This is a genomic window from Aquimarina algiphila (assembly GCF_947494415.1).
GTDB lineage: Bacteria > Bacteroidota > Bacteroidia > Flavobacteriales > Flavobacteriaceae > Aquimarina > Aquimarina algiphila.
This window is the reverse complement of sequence record NZ_CANLVC010000006.1, coordinates 605,487-630,498: the sequence shown is the minus strand read 5'-3', so window position 1 is coordinate 630,498 and position 25,012 is coordinate 605,487. Positions and strand designations below refer to the sequence as shown.

General features: G+C 32.3%; 22 protein-coding genes. 13 read left to right on the top strand and 9 right to left on the bottom strand.

Annotated features, from left to right (window positions below; translation table 11 throughout):
• Positions 1 to 57 precede the first annotated feature (57 nt).
• The 11 genes from PQF96_RS12200 to PQF96_RS12150 all read left to right on the top strand — a co-directional run bounded on the left by PQF96_RS12200 (position 58) and on the right by PQF96_RS12150 (position 9,065).
• Entirely contained in the window at positions 58 to 342 is a 285-nt protein-coding gene (locus tag PQF96_RS12200; protein WP_109436852.1) for a putative quinol monooxygenase, read from the top strand.
• Positions 343 to 399: 57 nt separating this feature from the next.
• Positions 400 to 2,799, top strand: a complete 2,400-nt coding sequence (gene gldG, locus PQF96_RS12195; RefSeq protein WP_271766432.1) for a gliding motility-associated ABC transporter substrate-binding protein GldG — start codon at positions 400 to 402, stop codon at positions 2,797 to 2,799.
• A gap of 147 nt (positions 2,800 to 2,946) precedes the next feature.
• A complete protein-coding gene (locus PQF96_RS12190) occupies positions 2,947 to 3,642 on the top strand; it encodes an ABC transporter ATP-binding protein (RefSeq protein ID WP_333967990.1) in 696 nt (231 codons plus the stop codon).
• A gap of 19 nt (positions 3,643 to 3,661) precedes the next feature.
• Positions 3,662 to 4,021, top strand: a complete 360-nt coding sequence (locus PQF96_RS12185; protein WP_109436855.1) for an MmcQ/YjbR family DNA-binding protein — start codon at positions 3,662 to 3,664, stop codon at positions 4,019 to 4,021.
• A gap of 79 nt (positions 4,022 to 4,100) precedes the next feature.
• The gene (gene rmuC / locus PQF96_RS12180) at positions 4,101 to 5,450 is read left to right on the top strand and encodes a DNA recombination protein RmuC (RefSeq protein ID WP_109436856.1); all 1,350 of its coding nucleotides are present in this window, start codon (positions 4,101 to 4,103) and stop codon (positions 5,448 to 5,450) included.
• A 360-nt stretch (positions 5,451 to 5,810) separates the two neighbouring features.
• A complete protein-coding gene (locus PQF96_RS12175; protein ID WP_109436857.1) occupies positions 5,811 to 6,140 on the top strand; it encodes a hypothetical protein in 330 nt (109 codons plus the stop codon).
• 16 nt (positions 6,141 to 6,156) lie between these two features.
• Positions 6,157 to 7,317: a serine hydrolase domain-containing protein gene (locus PQF96_RS12170; protein WP_271766430.1), complete on the top strand. Its 1,161-nt coding sequence runs from the start codon at positions 6,157 to 6,159 to the stop codon at positions 7,315 to 7,317.
• 2 nt (positions 7,318 to 7,319) lie between these two features.
• Positions 7,320 to 7,634, top strand: coding sequence for a hypothetical protein (locus tag PQF96_RS12165; RefSeq protein WP_109436859.1), 315 nt, complete (start codon positions 7,320 to 7,322; stop codon positions 7,632 to 7,634).
• On the top strand, positions 7,631 to 7,993 hold the full coding sequence (locus PQF96_RS12160) for a 6-phosphogluconate dehydrogenase (protein ID WP_143915443.1): 363 nt from the start codon (positions 7,631 to 7,633) through the stop codon (positions 7,991 to 7,993). Before PQF96_RS12165 ends, PQF96_RS12160 begins: the two co-directional genes overlap by 4 nt.
• A 76-nt stretch (positions 7,994 to 8,069) precedes the next feature.
• Positions 8,070 to 8,612: an acyl-CoA thioesterase gene (locus tag PQF96_RS12155; protein WP_271766428.1), complete on the top strand. Its 543-nt coding sequence runs from the start codon at positions 8,070 to 8,072 to the stop codon at positions 8,610 to 8,612.
• A gap of 75 nt (positions 8,613 to 8,687) precedes the next feature.
• On the top strand, positions 8,688 to 9,065 hold the full coding sequence (locus PQF96_RS12150; protein WP_109436862.1) for a hypothetical protein: 378 nt from the start codon (positions 8,688 to 8,690) through the stop codon (positions 9,063 to 9,065).
• A 6-nt stretch (positions 9,066 to 9,071) separates the two neighbouring features.
• On the opposite strand, the gene PQF96_RS12145 is transcribed toward PQF96_RS12150, so the two are convergent.
• Both PQF96_RS12145 and PQF96_RS12140 read right to left on the bottom strand, forming a co-directional pair.
• Positions 9,072 to 9,926 (bottom strand): DUF5777 family beta-barrel protein, encoded by an 855-nt coding sequence (locus PQF96_RS12145; RefSeq protein ID WP_271766426.1) that lies wholly within the window; start codon positions 9,924 to 9,926, stop codon positions 9,072 to 9,074.
• A gap of 32 nt (positions 9,927 to 9,958) precedes the next feature.
• On the bottom strand, positions 9,959 to 10,342 hold the full coding sequence (locus tag PQF96_RS12140; RefSeq protein WP_271766424.1) for an OB-fold protein: 384 nt from the start codon (positions 10,340 to 10,342) through the stop codon (positions 9,959 to 9,961).
• A gap of 123 nt (positions 10,343 to 10,465) precedes the next feature.
• On the opposite strand from PQF96_RS12140, the gene PQF96_RS12135 reads away from it, so the two are divergent.
• Positions 10,466 to 10,831 carry a hypothetical protein gene (locus PQF96_RS12135; RefSeq protein ID WP_271766422.1) on the top strand — a complete coding sequence of 122 codons (366 nt, stop codon included), beginning with the start codon at positions 10,466 to 10,468 and terminating at the stop codon, positions 10,829 to 10,831.
• A gap of 22 nt (positions 10,832 to 10,853) precedes the next feature.
• Positions 10,854 to 11,390 carry a YceI family protein gene (locus PQF96_RS12130; RefSeq protein ID WP_271766421.1) on the top strand — a complete coding sequence of 179 codons (537 nt, stop codon included), beginning with the start codon at positions 10,854 to 10,856 and terminating at the stop codon, positions 11,388 to 11,390.
• Between the two features lie 58 nt (positions 11,391 to 11,448).
• On the opposite strand, the gene PQF96_RS12125 is transcribed toward PQF96_RS12130, so the two are convergent.
• The 7 genes from PQF96_RS12125 to PQF96_RS12095 form a co-directional block, all read right to left on the bottom strand.
• Entirely contained in the window at positions 11,449 to 11,802 is a 354-nt protein-coding gene (locus tag PQF96_RS12125; protein WP_271766420.1) for a T9SS type A sorting domain-containing protein, read from the bottom strand.
• 126 nt (positions 11,803 to 11,928) lie between these two features.
• Positions 11,929 to 15,258, bottom strand: coding sequence for a VCBS repeat-containing protein (locus tag PQF96_RS12120; protein WP_271766419.1), 3,330 nt, complete (start codon positions 15,256 to 15,258; stop codon positions 11,929 to 11,931).
• A 76-nt stretch (positions 15,259 to 15,334) separates the two neighbouring features.
• Complete coding sequence (locus tag PQF96_RS12115; protein ID WP_271766418.1) at positions 15,335 to 17,101, bottom strand: RagB/SusD family nutrient uptake outer membrane protein; 1,767 nt, start codon at positions 17,099 to 17,101, stop codon at positions 15,335 to 15,337.
• 11 nt (positions 17,102 to 17,112) lie between these two features.
• Entirely contained in the window at positions 17,113 to 20,565 is a 3,453-nt protein-coding gene (locus tag PQF96_RS12110; protein ID WP_271766416.1) for a TonB-dependent receptor, read from the bottom strand.
• Between the two features lie 131 nt (positions 20,566 to 20,696).
• Positions 20,697 to 21,707, bottom strand: a complete 1,011-nt coding sequence (locus tag PQF96_RS12105; RefSeq protein WP_143918009.1) for a FecR family protein — start codon at positions 21,705 to 21,707, stop codon at positions 20,697 to 20,699.
• 174 nt (positions 21,708 to 21,881) lie between these two features.
• The gene (locus PQF96_RS12100) at positions 21,882 to 22,439 is read right to left on the bottom strand and encodes an RNA polymerase sigma factor (protein WP_109436892.1); all 558 of its coding nucleotides are present in this window, start codon (positions 22,437 to 22,439) and stop codon (positions 21,882 to 21,884) included.
• A 105-nt stretch (positions 22,440 to 22,544) separates the two neighbouring features.
• Positions 22,545 to 24,821, bottom strand: a complete 2,277-nt coding sequence (locus PQF96_RS12095; RefSeq protein ID WP_271766414.1) for a glycoside hydrolase family 3 N-terminal domain-containing protein — start codon at positions 24,819 to 24,821, stop codon at positions 22,545 to 22,547.
• Positions 24,822 to 25,012: the final 191 nt, after the last annotated feature.

The following is a 25,012-nucleotide window of genomic DNA, read 5'->3' as shown; positions in this document are numbered from 1 at the left end:
AAAAAAACATGAATCGTAGTACTAGTATTCTATGTCACTACTTTTGAAACTTAAAAAATGATAATACGAATTGTAAAAATGGGGTTTATCCCCGATCAAATTGATGCTTTTTTAGAAGTCTTTGAGCAAAACAAGGATAAAATTCGAAATTTTGAAGGTTGCAGTCACTTAAAACTGCTACAAGATATTACGAATTCTAATCAATTTTTCACGTATAGTCATTGGGAATCTGAAGAACATCTCAATAACTATAGAAACTCTGCGTTATTCAATGGAGTTTGGAAAAACACCAAAAACAAATTCAATCAAAGACCTGAAGCTTGGAGTGTCGTAGATGCATAATTTTTTAGATTGCAAATAGTACTCCTAAATTGTTTAAAGACTAGAAATTAAAAAAATATGTTTGCATTAATACGTAAAGAAATTAATACTTTTTTTTCCTCTGCAGTAGGATATCTTGTTATTGCTATATTTTTGACGCTTAATGGCCTTTTCTTATGGGTATTCAAAGGACAGTTCAATATCCTTGACAGTGGATTTGCAAATCTATCTCCTTTTTTTCAAATTGCTCCATGGGTACTACTATTCTTAATTCCGGCTGTGACAATGAGAAGTTTTGCCGAGGAGAAAAAACAAGGTACTCTTGAAGTATTATTTACCAAACCCATACAAAAATGGCATTTGGTAGTTGGGAAATATTTGGGAAGCCTCTCTTTAATCCTTATTGCTATTATTCCTACATTATTATATATTCTTACTATATATCAACTCGGAAAACCCATTGGTAATCTTGACATAGGTAGTACATTGGGATCATACATCGCTTTGCTTCTGCTAGGTTCGTCATATACTGCAATTGGGATATTTTCTTCTTCAATTACCAACAATCAAATCGTTTCTTTTTTAGTCGGTTTATTTCTATGTTTTGTTTTCTATTTCGGATTTAGTGGATTAGCAAATTACACATTATTTGGATCTCCCAATATAACCTTAGGGCAATTTGGAATGCAATTACATTATGAACGTATGAGTGAAGGTATTCTTGATACAAGAGATGTCTTCTATTTCTTAAGTTGTATATTTATATTCATTGCACTTACTATTGTAGTTCTAAAAAAAAGCTCTTTAAAACAAAAAATTAAACCTGCAAGTATTACATTGATATTTGCTGTTGTATTAAGTGTAATAGGAAATACATTCTATAAGCGTTTTGACCTTACTCAAGATCAGCGTTTCACTCTTTCTGAAGCTACAAAAAACATAATAGAAGAAGCAGATGTTCCTATATTGATAGAAGTCTTATTAGAGGGCGATTTTCCTTCAGAATTTAGGCGTTTACAATTAGAAACAAAACAATTATTAGAAGAGTTTAATGTTTTAAATCCCAATATACAATACATTTTCACGAACCCCCTTGAAGAAGAAGAATTACGTTCTCAAACTATTGTAGAATTGCAAAGATTTGGGTTAACTCCGATGGAAGTTAGCGTACAGGAGAGCGGAAAGACTGAAATTGAAACTGTGGTTCCCTGGGCACTTATAAGCCTTAAAGATCAAAGTGTAAAAATTCCTTTGATCAAAAATACGATTGGAGCAACCACCGAAGAACGAGTAAACAGTTCAATACAACAATTAGAATATGCATTTATAGATGGGCTAACTAAACTACTTCACCCAAAAAAGTATAAAATAGCGGTATTAAAAGGTAATGGTCAGTTACCAGATATCAAAATTGCAGATTTTATTAAAACCTTACAGAATTATTATTTTGTCGGTGCATTTACTCTGGATTCGGTTGCGGGAAGTCCTGAAAAAACATTAGAAGACTTGCAAAAATTTGATATGATTATCAATGCCAAACCTACTATAGCTTTTTCTGAGAAAGAAAAATATGTATTAGATCAATTTATTATGAATGGTGGTAAGTCATTATGGCTTGCAGAATCTGTCACTATGGAAATTGATAGCCTGATGAATCCAGAGGGATCATCTGTAGCAATTATGCAAGATTTACGATTAGGAGATGCCTTATTCTCATATGGTGTAAGAATAAATCCTGTTCTGGTAAATGATTTATATTCTGCTCCATTGGTACTAGCATCAGGACAAGGAAACGAAACCCAATTTACACCCTATCCCTGGTTTTATGGATCATTAACCAAAAGCACTAGTAATCATCCTATTGTAAAAAACATTGAATCTGTAAAATTTGACTTTTCTAATCAATTAGATACATTGAAAAACAATATTAAGAAAACTATACTACTTACAAGTTCTGATAAATCAAAAACTGAAGGTGTCCCAAAAGAAATCAGATTAGAAAATATTATAAGAAAAAAACCAGATATCACAAGTTATACAGAAGGACCTCAAAATCTCGCTGTACTTTTAGAAGGAAGTTTTAAATCTGTATATAAAAGCAGGATAAAACCTTATAAAATAGCATCTCATGTAGATGATAGTAAACCTACAAAGATGGTGGTGGTTGCTGATGGAGACATTATTAAAAATCAAGTGCGTAAAGGGCAGCCCTTGCCTCTCGGATTTGATCCTGCTATGAATTTGAACTATGGTAATAAAGAATTTCTTTTAAATACAGTAAATTATCTATTAGACGATTCTGGTCTCGTTGAAATTAGAAGTAAAGAAATAAAAATTTCATTTTTGGATATCGAAAAAGTAATTAAAAACAAGACCAAATGGCAAGTGATTAATATGATAGTCCCATTAGGTATTCTTGCTTTATTTGGGGTATTATTTGCATTTATTAGAAAGAAAAAGTATCAAAAAAGTGTTTAAAATTCTATTGTCTATATTTGATAAAGAAAAGTATTAAACCTTAAATCTATCGATCCTGAAATCTTAAATATTGTACTTAAAACGGAAAATCTATCCATTGGATATCGAACCAAAAAAGAACTTAATGTAGTTGCAGCTGATATCAACTTGAAGTTACATGAAGGAGAGCTTATAGGATTGGTAGGCGCTAATGGGATTGGAAAATCCACTTTACTTCGTACTTTATCTCATGTACAGCCTCCTCTACATGGTAAAGTATTGTTATCTGACAAGGATCTGTCATCATATAAATCTATAGAACTGGCTTCTCAATTAAGTATTGTACTTACGGAACAAATTGCTTCAAAAAACCTTACGGTACAAGAATTAGTTGCATTGGGCAGGCAACCTTATACCAATTGGGTTGGTAAAATGGCCGATGAAGATATAGAAAAAATACGTAAAGCGATAGAGGTTACACATATCAATGATTTGATAGAAAAGAGATGTTTTGAGCTAAGCGATGGTCAATTACAAAAAGTACTTATTGCTCGGGCAATAGCACAAGACACTCCTTTTATCATGTTAGATGAACCCACTACTCATCTAGATATTTATCATAAGGCATATATTCTGAAATTATTAAAACGCCTTGCTTTCGAAACCAAAAAGACAATTCTTTTCTCGACACATGAGATTGACTTTGCTATACAGTTGTGTGATAAAATGATTGTAATGAATCAAGATGGTTTTGAATTTGGAAGACCCAAAGAACTAGTTCAAGCAAGAGCATTTTCTGGTCTATTTCCAGAAGACCTAATCATTTTTGACACCAAATCAGGAAGATATAAGGTCAGGAATTAATAACTTCAATTTTTATAGCATGAATATCGAAGAATATAGGGGGCATTGTATTTCTAAAAAAGGAGTAACCGAATCATTTCCATTTGGGAAATTACCTGATGTATTAGTCTTTAAAGTACTCGGAAAAATGTTTACTGCTACTGACATATCTAATTTTGAAGCTATCAGTGTAAAATGTAACCCAGAAGATGTTGAACACCTTAGAGAAACGTATATGGCTGTACAACCACCTGCATATATGAACAAAAAACACTGGAATAAAATTATGATGGATCATACCGTACCAGACTCATTAATCAAAAAATGGATAGATGACTCTTATGATTTGGTAGTCAAAAATCTATCTATTCTAGAACGCCATAAGCTGAATGAATCATAACAAAAAGAAGAAAAACTTACCTTTACTTCCATCATTATTTTGATTCCTTATCTTTATCTTTGGGTAAACAAAAAATTACATGTCAGAATACACACCGATCATTATTGCCATTGGGGTAATTATCATATCAATTATCACAGGTTTTTTTATTGGTAAATATGTTGCTTCGTTAAAAAACAGAAGTGAAAAAAGTACAGTTAGCGAAAGAGCAAACCAATTGCAATTTCAGCTAGAGGAATATAAAAAAACGTCAGAAAATCAACTTTCAGAAATCGGTAAGGAAAGAGAAGAAATTCGTAGAGAAAAAGATTTCCTGAATACAGAGCTTACTCGTCGTAATGCTGAATTTGAAAATCTTCAACTTAAAAATCAAGAACAAAAAGACGAAGTAGAAAAATTACAGGAGAAATTCACTAAAGAATTTGAAAACCTTGCTAATAAGATTCTTGACGAAAAGTCAAATAAATTTACAGAACAGAATAAAGAGAATATTAAAAATATCCTTACTCCTTTACAGGAGAAGATCAATACATTTGAGAAGAAAGTAGAACAAACTCACAAGGAGAGTATAGATTACCACGCAGCTTTACGACAACAGATTCTTGGACTTAAAGATCTTAATGAACAAATGAGTAAAGAGGCTACCAACTTAACCAAAGCACTCAAAGGAGATAATAAAATGCAAGGAAATTGGGGTGAATTGGTACTAGAACGAGTTTTAGAAAAATCCGGACTTGAGAAAGATCGAGAATATTTTGTTCAACAAAGCTTTACCAAAGAAAATGGAGAACGAGTTTTACCCGATGTAGTTATTTATTTACCCGATAATAAAAAAATGGTTATCGATTCTAAAGTAACTCTTACGGCTTACGAACGTTTTGTAAATGAAGATAATGATGACCTAAAAGCGAATTATCTAAAAGAACACATCAATGCCCTTAAGCGTCACGTAGATCAGCTTTCAGAAAAAAACTATCAAGATTTATATGACATAGAGTCTCCTGATTTTGTTTTACTTTTTGTACCTATAGAGCCTGCTTTTGCTATTGCCATTAACGAAGACAATAAATTATATAATCAAGCTTTTGAAAAAAATATTGTGATTGTTACTCCTTCTACATTGCTAGCTACATTGCGTACTATCGATACCATGTGGAACAATGAAAAACAACAACGTAATGCCATTGAGATCGCCCGACAAGCAGGAGCATTATATGATAAGTTCGAAGGGTTGGTAAAAGACCTTACCGGAGTTGGAAAGAAAATAGATGATGCTAAGAAGGATTACTCTGCTGCAATGAATAAACTCGTAGACGGTCGAGGAAATCTAATCACAAGCGTAGAGAAGCTTAAAAAAATGGGGGCTAAAGCCAAAAAATCTTTGCCAGAAGCAATTATTAAAAGAGCGACTGAAGAAAACGATAACTAAAAAATGAATACATGGAGTCGGATATTATAAAGGTTGTAACAAACATTTTCATAAGTTTTTTGACCTCTTTACCTCAAATAATCATAGTGATACTATGTTTATATTATCTATATAAAGTAACATCAAAAACAGAAGGTATTCTATTGGCTGCAGGAAGTATAATATCATTATTATGCAGTGTTTCAATTTTTATGGCAAGCTCTTATATAAGCCATTTTGAACAAATAAATTCTTATGAAACGTTAGTATATATATCACATGGGCTTTCCTTTTTCGGATCCATCCTTTTTACAATTGGCTTTTTTCTGTTAATTAGAAAAACTATTAAAAATAAATCACTATTATCAAAAAACTAAAATTATGATAGAATCAAATTTTTCTGAAATTTTACTTAGGTTCACTGGAGCTATATTTTATATTTTCCCTATTATACTTTTTATTATTCTTGCTATATATTATAATAGTAAAGTGGGATCTACAAAAGAAGGAGTTCTGATACTTGTAGGCAATATCCTTATACTAATTGTAGCGATTCTCCATCAATTTTTATACACATTCGTGGATTTGTGGGGCTTTGATATATATGCCATTATCAATGCAGGAGTAAATGGTATTTCTTTTATTGGATCTATATTATTTCTGATAGGTTTATACATGATGATCCAAAAACTTATCAAAGCAAAACAATAACTCAAATAGTAATTTTATGAGGTCAATACTTATAAAAAGCTTTTTCTTATTATTTCTTTTTGGGAGTAATTTTCAGAGTATCACTGCGCAACAAATGTATTTCCCGGAGCGCGGAAATTGGCAAGAAAAAAGTCCTTCTGATTTCAAAATTAATAATCAAAAACTTCAGGAAGCCGTGCAGTATGCTAAGGATAATGAGTATTCTGGTTCAAAAGACCTTCGTGAAGCAATTGTAAAAGGTTTTCGACGTGAGCCTTATCACAAAATTCTTGGTCCAACAAAAAAAAGAGGAGGTTCCGCAGGATTAGTTATTAAAGATGGATATATTATATCCAAATGGGGTGATGTTGAGAGAGTAGATATGACATTTAGTGTCACCAAAAGTTATTTATCTACTATGGCTGGTTTAGCGTTAGATCATAAGCTAATTCCTTCTTTAGATGATTTTACATATAAACATATTTGGGATCACACTTTTGATGGTAACCATAACAAGAAAATTACCTGGAGACATCTACTCACACAGTCTTCAGATTGGTCTGGGCAATTATGGGGAGGATATGATTGGGCTGATCGTCCTCCAAGAGACGGTGGTATAGATGAGTGGAAATATAGAAAACTTAATGACCCAGGAACAGTTTTTGAATATAATGATGTTCGAGTTAATTTGCTGGCTTACTCTTTACTTAATGTTTGGCGAACACCTTTACCACAAGTACTTAAAGAAAATATTATGGATCCTATTGGTGCCTCTACTACCTGGAGATGGTATGGGTATGACAATTCATGGGTAACCATTGACGGACTAAAAATGCAATCTGTAAGCGGTGGAGGTCACTCTGGTGGAGGATTATTTATAAATACTTTGGACCATGCTAGATTTGGGCTTTTATTTTTGAATAATGGTCAATGGAACGGCAAAGAATTAATATCAAAACAATGGATAGATGAGGCGATTCAACCCTCAAAAGCAAATCCGAATTATGGATTTATGTGGTGGCTAAATCAAAAAGGTCCCAGGCATTGGGAAGGATTACCAGAACATTTGTATTATGCCGCTGGTTTTGGAGGTAATTTTATCGTTATTGATAAAAAACAAAACCTGGTTATAGTCACAAGATGGTTAGAGCCAAGTCAAATTGATGAATTTGTAACTAAAATTTATAATGCATTGTGAAAATGGATCAAGAATTTTCTGGAATCTTAACATTAATTAGAGGAGGTATTATTATTTTCCCTCAACTGTTTATCTTAATAATTTCTATTTACTACCTGATAAAATCTGGTTCTATAGATGCAATTTTAATGAGTATTGGAAGTATTATAAATTTAATATGCTCAACTCTTTTTGCTATTGACTTGTATGCATATTTAGGAGATTATGGTTCTTCTGCCGATATGTTGTATTATGCTATAGATATATTTTTGTGTATTGGATTTATAATATTTGGAATAGGGTTAATTAGTTTAATTAACAAAAAAATGAAAAAATGAAAAAGGCACTTGCAGTAATTATCATCATAATTATAACTCTCTTTGCAGGATGGTATGCCTTTATATATTATGCTTCATACAGTGAAGGAACTCGAAGTGGAGAACTTATTAAGTTTAGTAATAAAGGAATAGTTTTTAAAACTTGGGAAGGAGAAATTAGTCAAGGTATCTCTGGTGCTCAAATATTTAGTTTTTCGGTTGAAGATAAAAAAGTAATAGAAAAACTTGAAGAATTTCAAGGTAGATATGTAAAACTAAAGTATAAAGAGCGCTTTGCTAAAGTATCTTGGCTTGGAGACACAAAGTATTTTGTCATAGAGGTCGAAGAAGAAGAATCACCCCATTTTAGAAATAAGTAAAAAGCAATGACATAAGGTCTGAAAAGTTTATAGATTATTAGCGACAATATTTATAAAACATATAGCTATACACAACATGAAAAAATATAAAACCAATATAGAATCCAGAGTAGTCATTTCTGAATTGATGCTTCCCTCCCATTCTAATTTTAGTGGAAAAATACATGGAGGATATATTTTATCCCTAATGGATCAAATCGCTTTTGCTTGTGCCTCTAAACATTCAGAAACCTATTGTGTTACGGCGAGTGTAGACAAAGTAGATTTCTTAAAACCAATTGAAGTTGGTGAACTCGTTACTTTAAAAGCATCTGTAAATCATGTAGGAAACACTTCAATGGTTGTTGGTGTTCGGGTAGAATCAGAAAACATACAAACTGGAAAAATGAAACATTGTAATTCTAGTTATTTTACGATGGTAGCCAAAAATGATGCAGGAAAAAGTGTCCCAATTCCCGGTCTAATTTTAGAAAACAAGACCGCTATACGCCGTTTTGTAAGAAGTATTATACGCAAAGAAGATGCTACTATTAGACGTAATCGTTTTAAAGCTTCAGAGTTTGAACTAGAATCTCATATAGAAGTACTTAAAGAATATAATGTAAAAATTAATTTATAATTAAACGGTGATCATTACGTTATATGTACTAATTATCAAAAACTTTGTATATTTCCTATCAAAAAACCCCATGCTATGAAAAATATCTCTAAGAAGTTTCTTCTACTGTTAACTGTTATCTTTTGTTTTAACTGCAGTAGTAGTGATGATACTGAGCCTATGCCTGATGGAGGTCCAGACACAAATCCTAATCCAAACAAAATAACAACATATGATGCCGATGTAAAAGCCATAATAGATGGACAATGTCTACGTTGTCATACTATTCCATTGGCAGAAGGAGCTACCTTTCCTATGCGTAATTTTCAGGAAACTATAGATGGTGTAAATAGAGATCTTGTCCTTTTTGTTCAATCTTCTGGCGCTAATGTAATGCCACCAAGTGGAAGACTACCTCAAGCAACTATTGATATTATTTTAGATTGGGAAGCCGATGGTTTTTTAGAAAATTAAGATTGCTTATAAATCAAAAACTCTACTTAAATTAAAGCCAAAGAAAAAGTCTCCATCACCCCAGTCTCCAGAAGCCTGACCTAAGAATCCATTTTCAAACATAGGCTGTGCATTGGTAAAATGAAGTTGAAATACATGTCCTCCTGTTTCGATATCAAACCCTATGGATAGTGGATTCTTGAATGTAGATGTTGTACTTCTGTTTAGGTGTACTCCATAATCTATATTTAGACTGAAGCGTTTGGTTAATTTATATCTCCCCCCCATACCTACAAGAAACTGAGAATTATCTTGATCATCAAATCTAACATAATTTTCATGTAAATACGATGGCGCTAGTTCTAATGATAGATTTTTAGTTATTTTCTTAGAAACTAAAATCTGGGAAGTATAAGATACTCTATTATTAAACTCCAAATTTGGTAATAGATCCTCTTCTAAAGCTGTATTTATCGTAGCAAGGTTGTATCCAACTATCGTAAACGGAAATCCATTTTTCTTCTGTCTTATCAACCTGTATTTAATATGTCCTCCATAAGTTTTTTGGAAAGAACTTCTGGCAATACCTATATTAATTGCGTCAGTAACTCCATAAATAAACTTTAGTTGCGTTACCGCTTGATCCAACCCAAAAAAGTCATCTATACCATTCTCTACACTTCCAAATCTATGCGCTACAATAAAAAACAGATTTCTTTTATTGACTAACTTGGTCGTTTCAAAATTTACAATTTTTAATCCTTTAAAAGCAGCCTCAACATAATTATCTTCTTGTACATCAGATTCTAATTCATCAAGTAAATCATCTTGAGCAAATAACATACAAGGCATTGCTAATAAAAGTATTAAAACTTTTTTCATAAGAGAGGTTTTATAAATTAGTATAACAAAAACTATTCTAGTATTGAAGTTTGATCCAATTTTATGACTTCTAAGAGCTCATCATACCCTATACATCTACCCTTAATCTTTAAAGGCATCCCAAGAGTATACTTTGATTGATCTACAATGGTATCAAATGAACTATATACTGCTTCATTGAGCATTATAGAATTCTCTTCAATTTCTGTAAGTTCTCCTTCTACAATAATAGTCTTATTTAAATATTTTTCGGAGGAAATGTCTTGATTTTTTGAAAATTCTATTGCTATATCTGTAGCATTTACAGTAAAATTGGCCTCTTCGCTTTGTATATCTCTATGAGATTGGTGTATATATTTATATCCTATAAAACCTGCTAAAGCAATAACTAATATGGCTATCAATAGTTTTTTCATGGTAATCTTTTAATAATTAACCTATATTAAAAATATAAAAATCATATGTTTATTTAGATTTAATTTTGGATATCTGCAAATTTTGATATAATTTCTAAATCTATAACATTACTTAATCGAAGCATGAGAATATCAATCCTGAAGTTTGTAATTATTGGTTTTATATTAATTACTATTAGTTGTGAAAACGATAGCGAAAGTGATCTAATCGATGTTACTCCTGTAAATTTAGTCACATATGATGACAATGTAAAAAATATAATAGATAGTAATTGTATTCTTTGCCATAATGATCCTCCAATAAACTTTGCTCCAATGCCATTACTAACCTTTGAACAGGTAAAAGAAGCTGCAGAAAATAGAAATCTAATTGGTAGAGTATCCTCAGAAGATATTAACTTTTTAATGCCTTCTGGAGGACCAAGATTACCACAATCTACTATAGATATCATCATTCAATGGAGAGATGATGGTTTACTCGAACAATAATTAATAAAACATATAACTGATAATGAAAATTTTAATCATTTTTATCCTATTGTTGACCACTTCATTTGTTGTTAGTCAAGAAAAGTACATTACCAAGAAAGGAATTATTAAGTTTGAAGCATCAGTACCTTCATTTGAAGAGGTTAAAGCAAAAAACAGTACTGTTACTGCTATTTTAAATGCAGACAATGGTGAGTTTGCTGCCTTAGCATTGATGAAAGGTTTCAGGTTTAAAAATGCACTAATGGAAGAGCATTTTAATGAAAATTATGTTGAGTCTGATGATTATCCAAAAGCTACATTTAAAGGTAAATTGATCGATTTTGATAAAAATAACTTTAAAGGTAAATACTCAATTAAAGGGATATTAACACTACATGGAAAATCAAAAGATCTGGTTGTAACAGGTACATTAAACAAAGAAAACAATATAATTTCAATATCTTCTTCCTTTAAAACTAAACCGGAAGATTTTAATATCAAAATCCCTGGTATTGTAAGTAAAAAGATTGCTAAAGATATTTTAGTCTCGCTAAATTTTGATTTACAGAAAAAATAAATGAGTTTTTTCTTTATAATCAAATGAATCTATTTTGAACAATTTTTTTGAAAATATTTCATCTATTAGTTACCACATCTCTTCCCTTATAAAATCTTTTTATCGCCATATGATTTCCTGAATATATTTTAATCAAATATAAACCTACTCTTAGTTCTGAAATATCAATCTCTCTTTCGAGATGTAATTTACTTCTAATCCTGATAAAACCAGATTTATCTATGATTTTCACTTCAATTGACTCTTTGGGTCTATTCGTAACAATATTTAAAAATTGAGGAGTAGAGGTAGCTTGAATATTAAACTCAAATGTATTATCATTTGTTGTTGTATTTTTTTCGTCATTCCAATCATTTGAATATGATGAAGTAATACTTATAAAAAGCATGCAAAGTAATAGTATATTTCTCATAGTTAATAGTTTTACTATAATTTACTAATAATAAAACTATTACCCTGTTAATGGAAACACAAATAGGAATAAATTTAACTCTTCTTGGCAAAGATTTATGAAAACAAATAGAATAAACAAGTATGCTTAATGTTCTGCACCAATTTTTACAAATTGTACATAATCATTGTTCTTAGCGGCAATAATAAATTTAGTTCCTTTTACGTTCAATGAAGATAAATCTTTAACATCTCCTTGTAACATCAAACCGCTTTTAGGAGCAGAAACTGGCTCAAATTTCCCTGTTCCGTCACCTTTCATAAACAATCCATATCCGGCATCATTTCGGGGTGTTTCTACCTCTGAAGCATACAAGTTTCCACCTATAATAGCATCCAGGTTCCCATCTTTATCAAAATCTTCAATCAAAATTTGATTAATTGATGAAAGTTGAGCTTCTGTCGGAAGTTTATGAATAACAAAGGTATCGCCTTGATTTTCTAAATAAACACTTGCAAAAGATTTTACCTGATAATGTAATGATGATTCTAAAGAATTTTTGGTGTAGACATCTACTAATGTTGCTTCAGAAAAACTTTTATAGTCTTTAAATTTACGCTTAATTCCTGGGATTTGATCAGACGAGCACTGCCTTCCTCTTACCGGAAATTGTTTTCCTTCATTATAATAGCTAAGTACAATATCGTCTTTGTTATCTTTATCAAAATCACTTACATATATATCAAAAGTCTCTTCTTCTGTAGCTTGGTATTTATAATTTAGTCCATTATTACCAACCAGATAATCCATATCGCCATCCTTATCAAAATCTCCTTCCTTAATACTCCACCACCACCCGGTTGTATCTAATGTTAACCCCAATTCTTCTGATACTTCTTTAAACCCCGTTTTTATGTTTTTGAAAACACGAATGGGCATCCACTCTCCTACTATTATAATATCCAACCAATTATCATGATCAAAATCTGTAATTACGGCGCTCGTAGCCATACCAAGGTTTATAAATTCTTTGGCTTGTGAGTCGGTTACATTTTCGAATTTAACATTACCATTCTTACTACTGTTCTTTAATAAATAACTACTAGCAGGAGCGGGATAATTTTCTGGAATCTGACGTCCCAAAACAAGTATATCCTCTTTACCATCTTTATCAAAATCTGCATGATACGCTCTTGAGCCACTAGTGATCATCTTAGGTAAAACTCCTACCTCTGCTTTACTAAAATTACCTTTACCATCATTAATGTATAGTCTATCCTGTAACATTTCAGAAGTTGAAGAAAACTCGTATCCACCACTTACCACATATAGATCATTATCACCATCCTGATCAACATCAAAAATAACAGCACCTACATCTTCATTTGCCTTATCTTCTTCCAGAACTTCAATTACTTGTTTTTCGAATCCATCATTTTTTTGAAAAAATAAACTCCCTGAATAATTGTGTGCTCCTCCAACAAAATAATCTTCTAAACCATCATTGTTTAAATCTCCAACGGCAATTCCAGGGCCAAATTTTGACATTTTATGAGGAAGCAAGATTTGTTTTGAAAAATCATCATAGCTATTCTCTTTATGGATATGCTCTGGAAAAATTCCGCTTTCTTCTGAAGTAAAAAGCGTAGTCGTTTTATCGACTTCTTTTTCTTTATTTGAGGCTTCACTATACTTTATAATTAGCTTTTGATTTGTGTTAATATTTTTTAATACCTGAGACTTACCATCTGTCCATACAATTTCTATTTCTTCAATTATTTTTGATTGATTAACTCCAAAATGTAGTTCTGGTGCTACGGATGATTGAAACCCACGTGTTAAGGTAAGTTCCTGCATTTGAGTTTCTCCACTATTTTTTAAATATACTCGATTTCCTAATCCAAATGTATTATTGGAGCTACCTTCAAATTGTATCGTTATATAATTATTCTTTTCAGAGCTTTTATTCTCAAAGACAGACGCATAATCATCTATATTATTTGTGATAATCTCTAAATCTCCATCATTATCCAAATCAGCATACGCAACTCCATTAGAGAAACCTTCATACTGAATTCCCCAACTCTCATTTACTTTTTCAAAACCATAATCTCCTACATTACGAAACATAAAATTATCGATCTTTTCTGAAGGAATCTTCAAACTTCTTTGCAGGAGGCTGTCCTGTATGTTTTTAACTTTATCTAAATCTTTAAAATAATCATTGTTATTTATTTCTCTTCTAGTACCATTAGAAACAAATAGGTCTTTACGTCCGTCGTTATCAAAATCTGCAAAAAGTGGTCCCCAGCTCCAATCTGTTGAAGAAGTTCCTGTTATTCTGGAAATGTTAGAAAACTGTGGTATTCCGTCCTTAAGAATACCTGTATTTGATTGTAGGCAATTATGCATATACTGGTAGTGAAATCCTGAATTGACGGTGCTCCAAAACAATTGTGGATTCATGCTTGCCATATTGGCTTTTTTACGGCGATTGGACTGAGCATCCATATCCACTTGAAAGATATCCAAGTTACCGTCATTGTTAAAATCTGATATATCTACTCCCATACCAAAAAAGGCGGTATGTGATGTAGCCTTTTTTATTACTTCCTTAAAAGTTCCGTCTTGATTATTTAAATACAAATAATCAGGAGTACTAAAATCATTAGAAACATAAATATCAGACCATCCGTCATTATTTAGGTCTCCAATAGTTGCGCTTAAGGTAAGCCCAAAGTTTTTAATTCCTGCATCTTCTGTTACATCTGTAAATGTATCTCCATCATTTCTATATAAATGATCACTTTCATGATCTTTTACATTTTTCATTTTAAATTTATAATAGTAATTAGGAGCCTTAAAACTTGTCGGAGGATAATTAGCTGTATATAAATCTAAGTCTCCATCATTATCATAGTCAAAAAATGTTCCCTGAACACTATTTGCAATATCATCTATACCATATTCAGATGCTTTTTCAGAAAATGTTACTTGTCCTGAGCTTGTCGAAGGGCCATTATTTAAAAAAAGTTGATTATTTTTTGTTCCAAACTTACCTCCTACCGAACAATAAATATCCAAAAAGCCATCTCCATTGATATCAACCATTGTGACTCCTGTATACCATCTATCATCTCCCGAGACCCCAGCTTTTTCGGTAATATCCTCAAATTTTAGATTTCCTTTATTTAGATACAATTTGTTTGAAACCTGATTTCCTGTAAAGTAAATATCTATTAGCCCATCATTGTTAATATCTCCTGTTGCTACTCCTCCTCCCATATATAAATAGGAATACGTAAAATAATTTAAAGAATCATTTTCTGTAAGTACATTATTGAATTCAATTCCAGTTGTAGAAGCTTCCAGATTCTCAAATACTTTATTATTAGTATTTACTATTGTCTTTTCTTTTTCTGTGCAACTAACAAGAAAGAATACACCAACAAAAAAAACTAAACATTTATATATCATATGGATGTATTATTATGTAAAAAGACAACGTGCCAAAACACGTTGTCTTTAAAAACTAATTCAAAATAAACAATTTTTAGTATCCATCATTCTGTTTAATAACACCACCACTCACGCTAATTACATTTTGAGCAATAGGATATACCTGACTTCTTAATGAGAAGGATACCCCATTAAGGTGAGATCTCTTTGTGGACTCTTCAGTTAAGTAATTTGTCAATACTGTTGCCGCTTCACCTCTTCTTACCAAATCAAAGAAACGATGTCCTTCTAAAGCGGTTTCTATTCTATATTCGTGAGCAACCGCCTTAATAGCTTGAGCTTGCCCAGTAAATGCTCCATATGGGCTAATTACATAGTTAGCAGCCGGAGTTGCGGTAGGCATTCCATCCATATCCAACTCTTTTACAAAATCTTCTGTATTTGCAGCACGCATACGAACTTGATCCACTAGTGCTACTCCCAAATCTCCTTCTCCTTGCGCTGCCATAATCTCTGCTCTCCATAAAAGTATCTCAGCAAATCTAATGATATTTGTATTAATTGCGCTTACTGCTGGTGCCCAGGCAGAAGCAGCATCTATACCTGCATTATTAAATTGGCTTGCTCTAAATACAGAAATCTTCTGTAGATATGGTCCCCCATTAGCTGGGTTACGAATCCATGACTGTCCTGGCATAATTCCCCAACCGTTAAAATCTATACCTCTACGTCCTACTTTCCAATCCAGTCTTGGATCTAATTCTCCTGCATATGGAGTAAAAGCAGCAGCATCTGCTATACCGTCATCATTAGTGACATCAGTATCATTAAAAGTATCTAACAAAGGTAATCCTCCCGCATCTGTCTTATATGCGTTCACTAGATTTTGTGAAGGTTGGAAAAATCCACAACACGCACCACCAGTAGTTCCTACTGGAGCTCCGTTTGGAAAATTAAGAGCTTGACCCCAGTTACCATTATCATCATTAGAAGATCCATCATTTACAGTATGTTGTATTGCAAATATAGATTCGCTAGAGTTTTTTGTAGCTGCATTAAAATTATCTGAGTATTTTGCAGCCAAACTATATGGTCCTGCATTAATTACATCATCCAAGATTGGTCTAGCTGCATCGTAGTCTAATTGATACATATGTACCTTTGCCATATATGCTTTTGCCGCCCAACTATTACCTGAACCCACAAATCTAGAGGTCTCTGGAAGGTTATCAATTGCAAATTGAAAATCAGCTTCTATAAGTCCCCAGGAATCTACACCTTCATTAGTTATTGATTCTTCAATGGTTTCGTCTACAAATGGTATTTTGCCCCAAATCTTTTTGGCTTCAAAATGATAATGCGCTCTCAGAAATCTTCCTTCTGCCTCAAACTGAGCAGCTTCTGCAGCTGTCAAATCACCAGATTCTAAACCTGTTTTAACCCCGCGTATAGCCTCATTACTTCGAGCTACACCTTCGAAAATAGCATTCCATAAAAATCCGTAATAACTATTTTCTGTTGCTAAGGCTGTGTATGCCTCTGCATTATCAATAATAGGCTGATCTCCTGGATCACTTCCTTTATAAGCATTATCTGAAGACACCTCTCCATAAATCCAATGAGACGGATCAGAACGCCATGGGTCTGATGTAGATACATTTAAATCTAACATCCCATACGCTGCTGCCAATTGAAGCGTTATCCAATCACTATCAAATACAATTACATCCGAACTCACCTGTCCTTGAAGAGGAATTTCTAACTCGTCTTTACAAGACTGAAAAACTATCGCCATCTGCAATAAAACACCAATCCCGATCAGTATTTTATTAGTTTTTACTAATTTAAATATCTTTATCATTACAGTTTTTTTTAAAATGAAACGTTCAACCCTAGGTTTACGGACCTTGATACTGGATATGCTCCTCTGTCAACACCTATTTCTAAGTTTGCCTGCTGTTGATTGGTATAGTTTGATAAATTAATCTCAGGATCTAAACCATCATAACCTGTAAACGTTAATAAGTTCTTACCCTGTATGAAAAGTCTGATTTTATCTACTCTTAACTTTTCACTAATTCCTTCTCCTAAAGTATATCCAACTGAAACATTTTTAAGTCTAAGATAAGAACCATCTTCAATATAATATGAAGACCCTACTGCTTCATCAGCACTTAGTGTATAGGCTGGTAGTGACCCGCCAGTATTTGTAGGAGTCCATGAATTCTGAATATAGTCTAAACTTCTAGCTCCTTCGAAATTAGAAAAATCTGTCCAGAATTTAGTTAAGTTATAAATATCATTCCCTTGAGAACCTTGAAAAAGCAAAGACAAATCAAAATTTTTGTACTCTGCGTCAAAAGTAATTCCATAAGTAAAATCAGGGTGAGGGTTTCCAATAATATCTCTAGAATCTCCTGTGATAATAGCCCTTCCTGTAGCAGGATCAATGCCTTCCCAAGTGAAACCAACAAATGAAGAAATAGGTTCTCCTGCCACTGTATTAGTAGTCTCAAATCTTGTCTGAGATCCTAAAGTAGGATTAGCAATCACTTGCTCTGGATTATTCTTATCTAAGAAATCCACTTCATTTTTATAGTGTGATATATTTGCTCCTATTGAGTATGAAAATGCTGCTGTTGAATTATTTGAATATGAAATTCCTAAATCAAAACCAGTGTTTGTCATCTCTCCAAAATTTCTGAATATCGAACCTATTGTATTTCCAAAAACTGTTGGATCCGTTGGCACGGCAAGTAACATATCTTTAGTCACCGCGTTGTAAACATCTAAATCAATATCTAATGCACTATCGAAGAAAGATGCAGAAATACCAAAATTAGTTGTAGTTGTAGTCTCCCATGTTAAATTTGGGTCTCCAATATTAGCTAAGAAAAAACCAGTTTGTCCATTATAATCATAAAAATCTAAATTAGAAGAAAATGAAGTTACTCCTCTAAACGCAGGGATCGAATTGTTTCCTAACTCACCCCAACTAAACTTAAGTAATAAATTACTTACAATTGAAGAATCTTCAAGAAAACTTTCTCCAGATACTCTCCATCCTAAACTAAAGGCTGGAAAAATTGCATCTTGATTACCAGCTTCAAATAAAGAAGAATTATCCTGTCTAAGTGTTGCACTTACTAAATATTTATCATCATATGCATAATCTACTTTCCCAAAAACAGAAAAACTAGAAGATTTTGACTGTCCACTCCCTACTGTTTGAGTTCCTGTACCTGCGCTTAAAAAAGTAAAATCAGGAGTGTCTTCTAAAAAATTAGTGATTTGTCCAAAAAATTGCTCAAATCTATTCTTTTTAAATTCTGTTCCTACAAAAGCATCAATACTATGAACATCTCCTAAGGTCTTCGTATATTGTAAAATATTAAACCAGTTCGTATTGAGAACATCCGTCGATGTTTCTCTTAATAGATTCACCTGTCTAGCAGCAGCATTTTCAACATCTACTGGTCTAAAAAATGAAAATTTAGAACTACTCATATCTGCTGTAAACGTAGATTTAATTAGTAATCCATCCATGATATCAAACTCTGCATATACAGACCCAAGTGCTCGAATAGTTTCTGTTGGGTTATTAGCATTTCTTCTTGCCACACCAATCGGGTTAGAAGCATTACCTACACCACCTATTGTGGCTGTACCTGCAAAATTACCAGCAATATCGGTAACAGGGATAAGAGGATTACTTCTATAAAGTGCAGCTATTTGACCTTCATTATCTTGATTACTAGAACTTCCCACAGGGTCAATAACCCCTATTCTTTCTGAATATGAAACATTTACAGATTCTCCTAATCTAAACCTATCAGTAACATCAAATTCTGAATTTACTCTTAAATTATAACGTTCGAAACTAGTGGCAATACCAACTCCTTCTTGATCCAATACTCCCAAACCAACATATAATTTAGAGTTTTCTCCTCCACCTGTTGCAGAAATATTATGTTGCTGTACAAAAGCAGGGTCAAAAAATTCACCAAACCAATCAGTTCCTCCTTTATTTGCTCTTGTAATTCTATTCCCTGGGAAGCTATATGTACTTTCATCCACTGATCCTACAACTCCTTCTGGCAAAATATAATCTGGTAATACAGGACTAGTCCCAGATCCATATTGTGGATGAGAAAGCGCTTGTCCATCATTTGCTAAAGCTTGCCAATAAGCATTTGCTATCTGTTGTGGTGTTGCAAATTCTGGAAATACAGATTCTGGTATAAAGTCAACTCCAGTTAAACCACTATATCTAAAAGTTACTTTGTTATTCTTTTTACCACTTTTTGTAGTTATTACAACTACCCCATTAGCAGCTCCAATTCCATAGATAGATGCTGCAGCTGCATCTTTAAGTATTTGAATAGACGCAATGTCATCAGGGTTAAGATCATTCAAACCTTGGCCAGTTTGTACTCCGTCAATCACATATAATGGGTCATTCCCATTAATAGTTCCATACCCTCTAATACGTACCGCAGAATTTCCTCCAGGTCCTCCTTCAACACCAACAGTAACACCAGCAGCCTGACCTTGTAAAGCTTGCTCTAAACTAGCAGGAGTCGTTGCCGATATTGCTTCTGATTGCACAACTGTAACCGACCCTGTAATATTCCTGGTATTCTGTCTTGTATAACCAGTAACAACGACTTCACTTAGCTCACTCGCATCTTCAACCAAGACTACTTCTATAGGGGTTTGACCAGAATATACCACTTCTTTTGTAGTAAAGCCTACATAAGAAAATACTATCGTTTCTCCACTAGCAACTTCTAACTGATAGTTACCATCAAAATCTGTTTGAGTTCCTCTATTGGTTCCTTTTACAATAACGCTCGCTCCAGGAAGTGGGCCTCCATCTGCTGTGGTAACTTTACCTGTAACAGCATCCTGAACTGGTACTTCTACGTCTGAAAACGTTTTCGTAATTGCTTCTTTTTTTTGTTTGGATACTACTATTTGTCTATCCAATATTTTATAAGTAAGATCTGTTTTTACAAATGCTCTATTTAGAATCTCATTTATGGTAGATTCCTTAAGACTAAGGGTAATTGTATTGTTTGTTTTTATAATATCATCTTTATAAAAGAATATAAATTCACTTTGAGAATGAATTTGATCAAACAATTCTTCAAAAGTTGCATTTTTAAGATTGATATTGAGTTTAGTTTGTGAATAAGAGTTGTTAGCATAAACGCTAGTTAATCCGAAGAACAGGAATAAAATAAAAACTCTCATAATAGTCAATAAAAAATTGATTTTCTTCTTTTTGGATAAAAAAGAAAGCCCGTTAGCTTTTTTATTCATAATTTTGTTTTTTACGTATTAAGTATTGCGATATCGCAATATTTTGATTTAGGTCAGAAAATGTTGCCGCATTTTCTGACTTTTTTATTATAAAGGTTGTGTGATGTTTTTATATCATATAGTTGATTGTTTTAATTAATTACAAATTTTCCATTTTCTATCTTATATTTTAAATCTGTAGATTGTTTAATAACTTCGATTACTTTTTCTATACTTTCTTTTAAATCAAGATGTCCAGAAAAAGTTTGACTTTTAAGCTCTTCACTTTCAATTGAAATATTTACATTATAATATCGAGAAAGCTTCTTGATAATTAAATCCATTCTCTGTTTCTTAAATATGAATTTACCGTCACGCCATGCCATATATTTTGCAACATCTACTTTACTGGTTTTCATTCCTTTTACTTTACTGTTATACACAGCTAGAGTTCCTGGTTTTATTTTAATTCTAGATTTCCCGAAAATAGAATTTCCCTGATATTTAATTTCTACACTACCTCTTTCTAGTGCTGTACTAGTATAAGAATCATCTTCATAACTACTCACATTAAAAACGGTACCTAAAACCTTAATATCATAATCATTAGTTACAACATAAAATGGTTGTTCTGCATTGTGTCTTACATCAAAAATTGCTTCTCCTATAAGATGGACTTCTCTTTTATCTCCATTAAATGTTACTGGATATGTTAACTTTGACCCTGAATTAAGCCAAACTTTTGTCCCCTCAGAAAGTGTAATTTTTGTCCTTTTACCATAAGGAACAATAATAGTATTAAATGTATTCTTTGATGACTGAGCAACTTTTTTTGAACTATTAATATCTAACTCATCACCAGTACTAGAATATGTAATACTTGATGAACTTTCGGTAATTTTTATCTCTTCTTTTTCGTTTAAAACTAATTTTACATCTCCATTATTATGAATATCTAAATCTGTAGTATGCACATAATCCTTAATTTTTGAAGAATTATTATAAAAACCACTAGTATAATTAATCGAAATCACTAAAATAGCAATAGCTGCTGCCGTACTGACAATATAGCCAAGTCTTCTCTTTCTCCTCTTATTGCGATATTCTAGAATAGATGTACCTATCCTGGATTTTAAAAGGTCCTTTTCTTCTTTGGTTAACATTTTTTGGGGAGTTTACTATCCATTACAATATTTTGTACTCTTCTTTTTAACATATGATTATACCATATTTATGGTAAGGTTTTTATACACCAAGTGTTACGTGTATTGCCTTACTATTATATAAAAGCAGTGAAATCAAAAACATAGACAAAAAAAAAACACTTTTTTTTAATTTTATTCGATTTCTATTTCATTTCGTAGTTTTTTTACTGCTCTGTAGATTAAAGTTCTAACCGATTCTATCGAAATCCCTAAAATGGCAGCAATTTCTTCATAAGATTTCTTTTCATCAAATTTTAATGATAGCCCCTTTCTTTGCTTACTAGAAAGCGAAGTCATAGCTACAGAGAGTTTAGCACTAATTTCCAGGGAGTTTTCAGACTGAATAATCGATTCTTCTGCAGATTTGGATGAAGAAACAATTTCATCTTTTTTATCATCTGCAGAAAATAACTTTAGTTTAGATTTAAATTTTTTATTAATTTTTCTTTTAAGGGAAGTAAAAAGATAATATTTAACATTATCCACATCAGAAAGTTTCTTTCGATATTTATAAATATCCAAAAAAAGATCGTGAATGCAATCCTTAACGTAACCTGTATCATTTGTATATTGAATACCAAACGCATATAGTGAATCTATATATTTGTCATATAGCTCATTAAAAGCGTTCAAATCTCCCAATTTGACCTTTGTCCATAATATTGAATCAATAGATCTAATAGATTGCATGTGAGGTAATTTGCATATTTATGAATTCTTAAAAAAGATGTTCTAAAATTGTGTGTTTTATATTAAATTAACATTAATATTGGTTATAAATATAACCAAAAACACTTATAACTCTTTTTCTAATGCAAATTTTTTGTTAAGATTTCCTATTATTATCTCAAATTCACCATACTCAACAACCCACTTATTATCCTCATTTACAAACTTTAAGTCGTCTGTATCAATAGTAAAAGAAACTTTTTTATTTTCTCCCGGTTGAAGTTCTATTTTTTTAAACCTCTTAAGTGTTTTCACCTCTGGTGTAATACTCGCATATAAATCTTTAATATATAATTGCACTACTTCTTTACCCGTTCGTGTACCCGTATTTTGGACCTCTACTGTCACATTAATAGCATCTCCTTTTTTGATAAACACTTTATCAAAATTTAAATTTTTATATCCAAAAGTAGTATAAGACAATCCATGTCCAAACTCATATTGTGGAGAGTAACTTTTTTGATAATCTGCATCATCATTCTGCTCTTCATCACCTAAGCTCTCTGTATACTTTCTATTATACTTTTGCAATGAATTAGCATACCTTGGATAATTGTATGGAAGTTTACCACTTGGATTTACATCTCCGTAAACGATATCTACTAATGCCCTGGCTCCTTCATTTCCAGGTAAGTAACATTGCAACACAGCATCCATGCCTTTTTCAAATTGACTTATAATTCTTGGTCTCCCTTCGTTTAAAACCAATATAATTGGTTTATTTAGATCCATAAGTGCTTTTGCTAATTTAACCTGAGGTTCTGTAATTAACAAATCATTGATATCACCAGGAGTTTCTGTATAATTATGCTCTCCTAAACATAAAACAATATAATCAACATTTTTAGCTAAAGAAACAGATTTAGCAATATCTATTTCCTCAAAAATTGAAACCCCAGGAGCATATTCTACATTTTGCTTCCCAATCTTACTTTGGAAAGCCTCTAAAATTGTAAATTTATCTTTTGCGTATTGATCACTTTTTTCTCCTTGCCATGTATATGACCAACCTCCATTTAGGTATTTCATACTATTTGCTGTAGGACCTGTAATCAAGACTTTACTTTCTTTTGATATAGGGAGCGTTTTATCAGTATTTTTTAACAATGTAATAGATTCAGAAGCAGCTATATAAGACATCGCTATTGAAGATGAAGAACCAAAATCAGGATAATCTTTTGGATCAGTAACTGGTGTTCTAAATAAATCCAATTCGTATTTTACTCTTAAAATTCTACTTACCGCATCATCAATTCTAGACATAGGAACCTCGCCATCATTTACTAAAGACAATAAATCTTCAAAAAACGTATAATTATCTGGTACCATACTCATATCGATACCTGCCAGGACAGATTTTTTAACTGCTTCTCGCATAGTAGATGCAATTTTATGACGTGTATGCAGGTAAATAATATCTTGCCAATCAGTAACTACAAAGCCTTTAAATCCAAGTTCTTCTTTCAAAAGATCATTTATTATCTTCTTACTTGCATGAACAGGAACTCCATTGATTTCGCCAGAACTAATCATTATACTTTTGGCATCTGCTTCTATACTTTTCTCATATATTGGCAAATCATATTGTCTAAGAATTCTTTCAGGGATTATACTTGGTGTTCTATCTTTTCCTGTTGTCGTACTACCATATCCTATATAATGCTTAATACAAGCAGCAACTTTATCCGACTCACCTATATCATCTCCCTGAAAACCTTCTACCATTGCTACCCCCATCTGAGATGACAAATATGTATCCTCACCAAAAGATTCCCAAAGTCTAGACCATGCGGGGTTTCTTGGTAAATCTAAATCTGGAGAAAAAACCCAAGGGATTGAAGATGCCCTAGTTTCATAAGCCGAAATAGCCGTACATTTCTTAACCAATTCAGAATCCCATGTTGCTGCCATGCCAATCTGTTGCGGAAACAAAACCGCACCAGCAGTATAACTGGCTCCATGAATAGCATCTATACCATAAATAATTGGAATCTTTTTATCTGTCTGATTTGTTTCTTCTAAAATTTCATTCAGCACTTCGTTCCATCTTTCTGGGCTTGGAGCTCCAGGATTTGGGACATTAAGTATTGACCCTATTTTATATTTATGAATAGCTTTCTTTAACTTATTTTTATCTAACACACCAGGTTTACCATCTTGCTCCAATGCAGTAACTGTGATCTGAGTCATTTGACCAATTTTCTCTTCCAGTGTCATACTTGACAGTAGTGCTGCAACTTTCGCATCTATGGGATCAGAAGTCTCAATTTCTTGTTTTTTAAAAGAACATGACGATAACAAAACTACACTTAACAGCATAGTGACAATTGCACTAATTTTCATAATTGATTGTGTATTATTAATTTCAGATACTCTGTTTTTAAAGAGTCAAAAACCAACCAAACGTAGACACAATACTTTTGCTTTTTTTAGTGTTCTAATGAAAATAATGCTTCATTTTTTTAATATTTATAAGAAAAAAACAGAATAGCTTTCACTATTCTGTTTTTCAATATTTCTGTTATTACTAATAT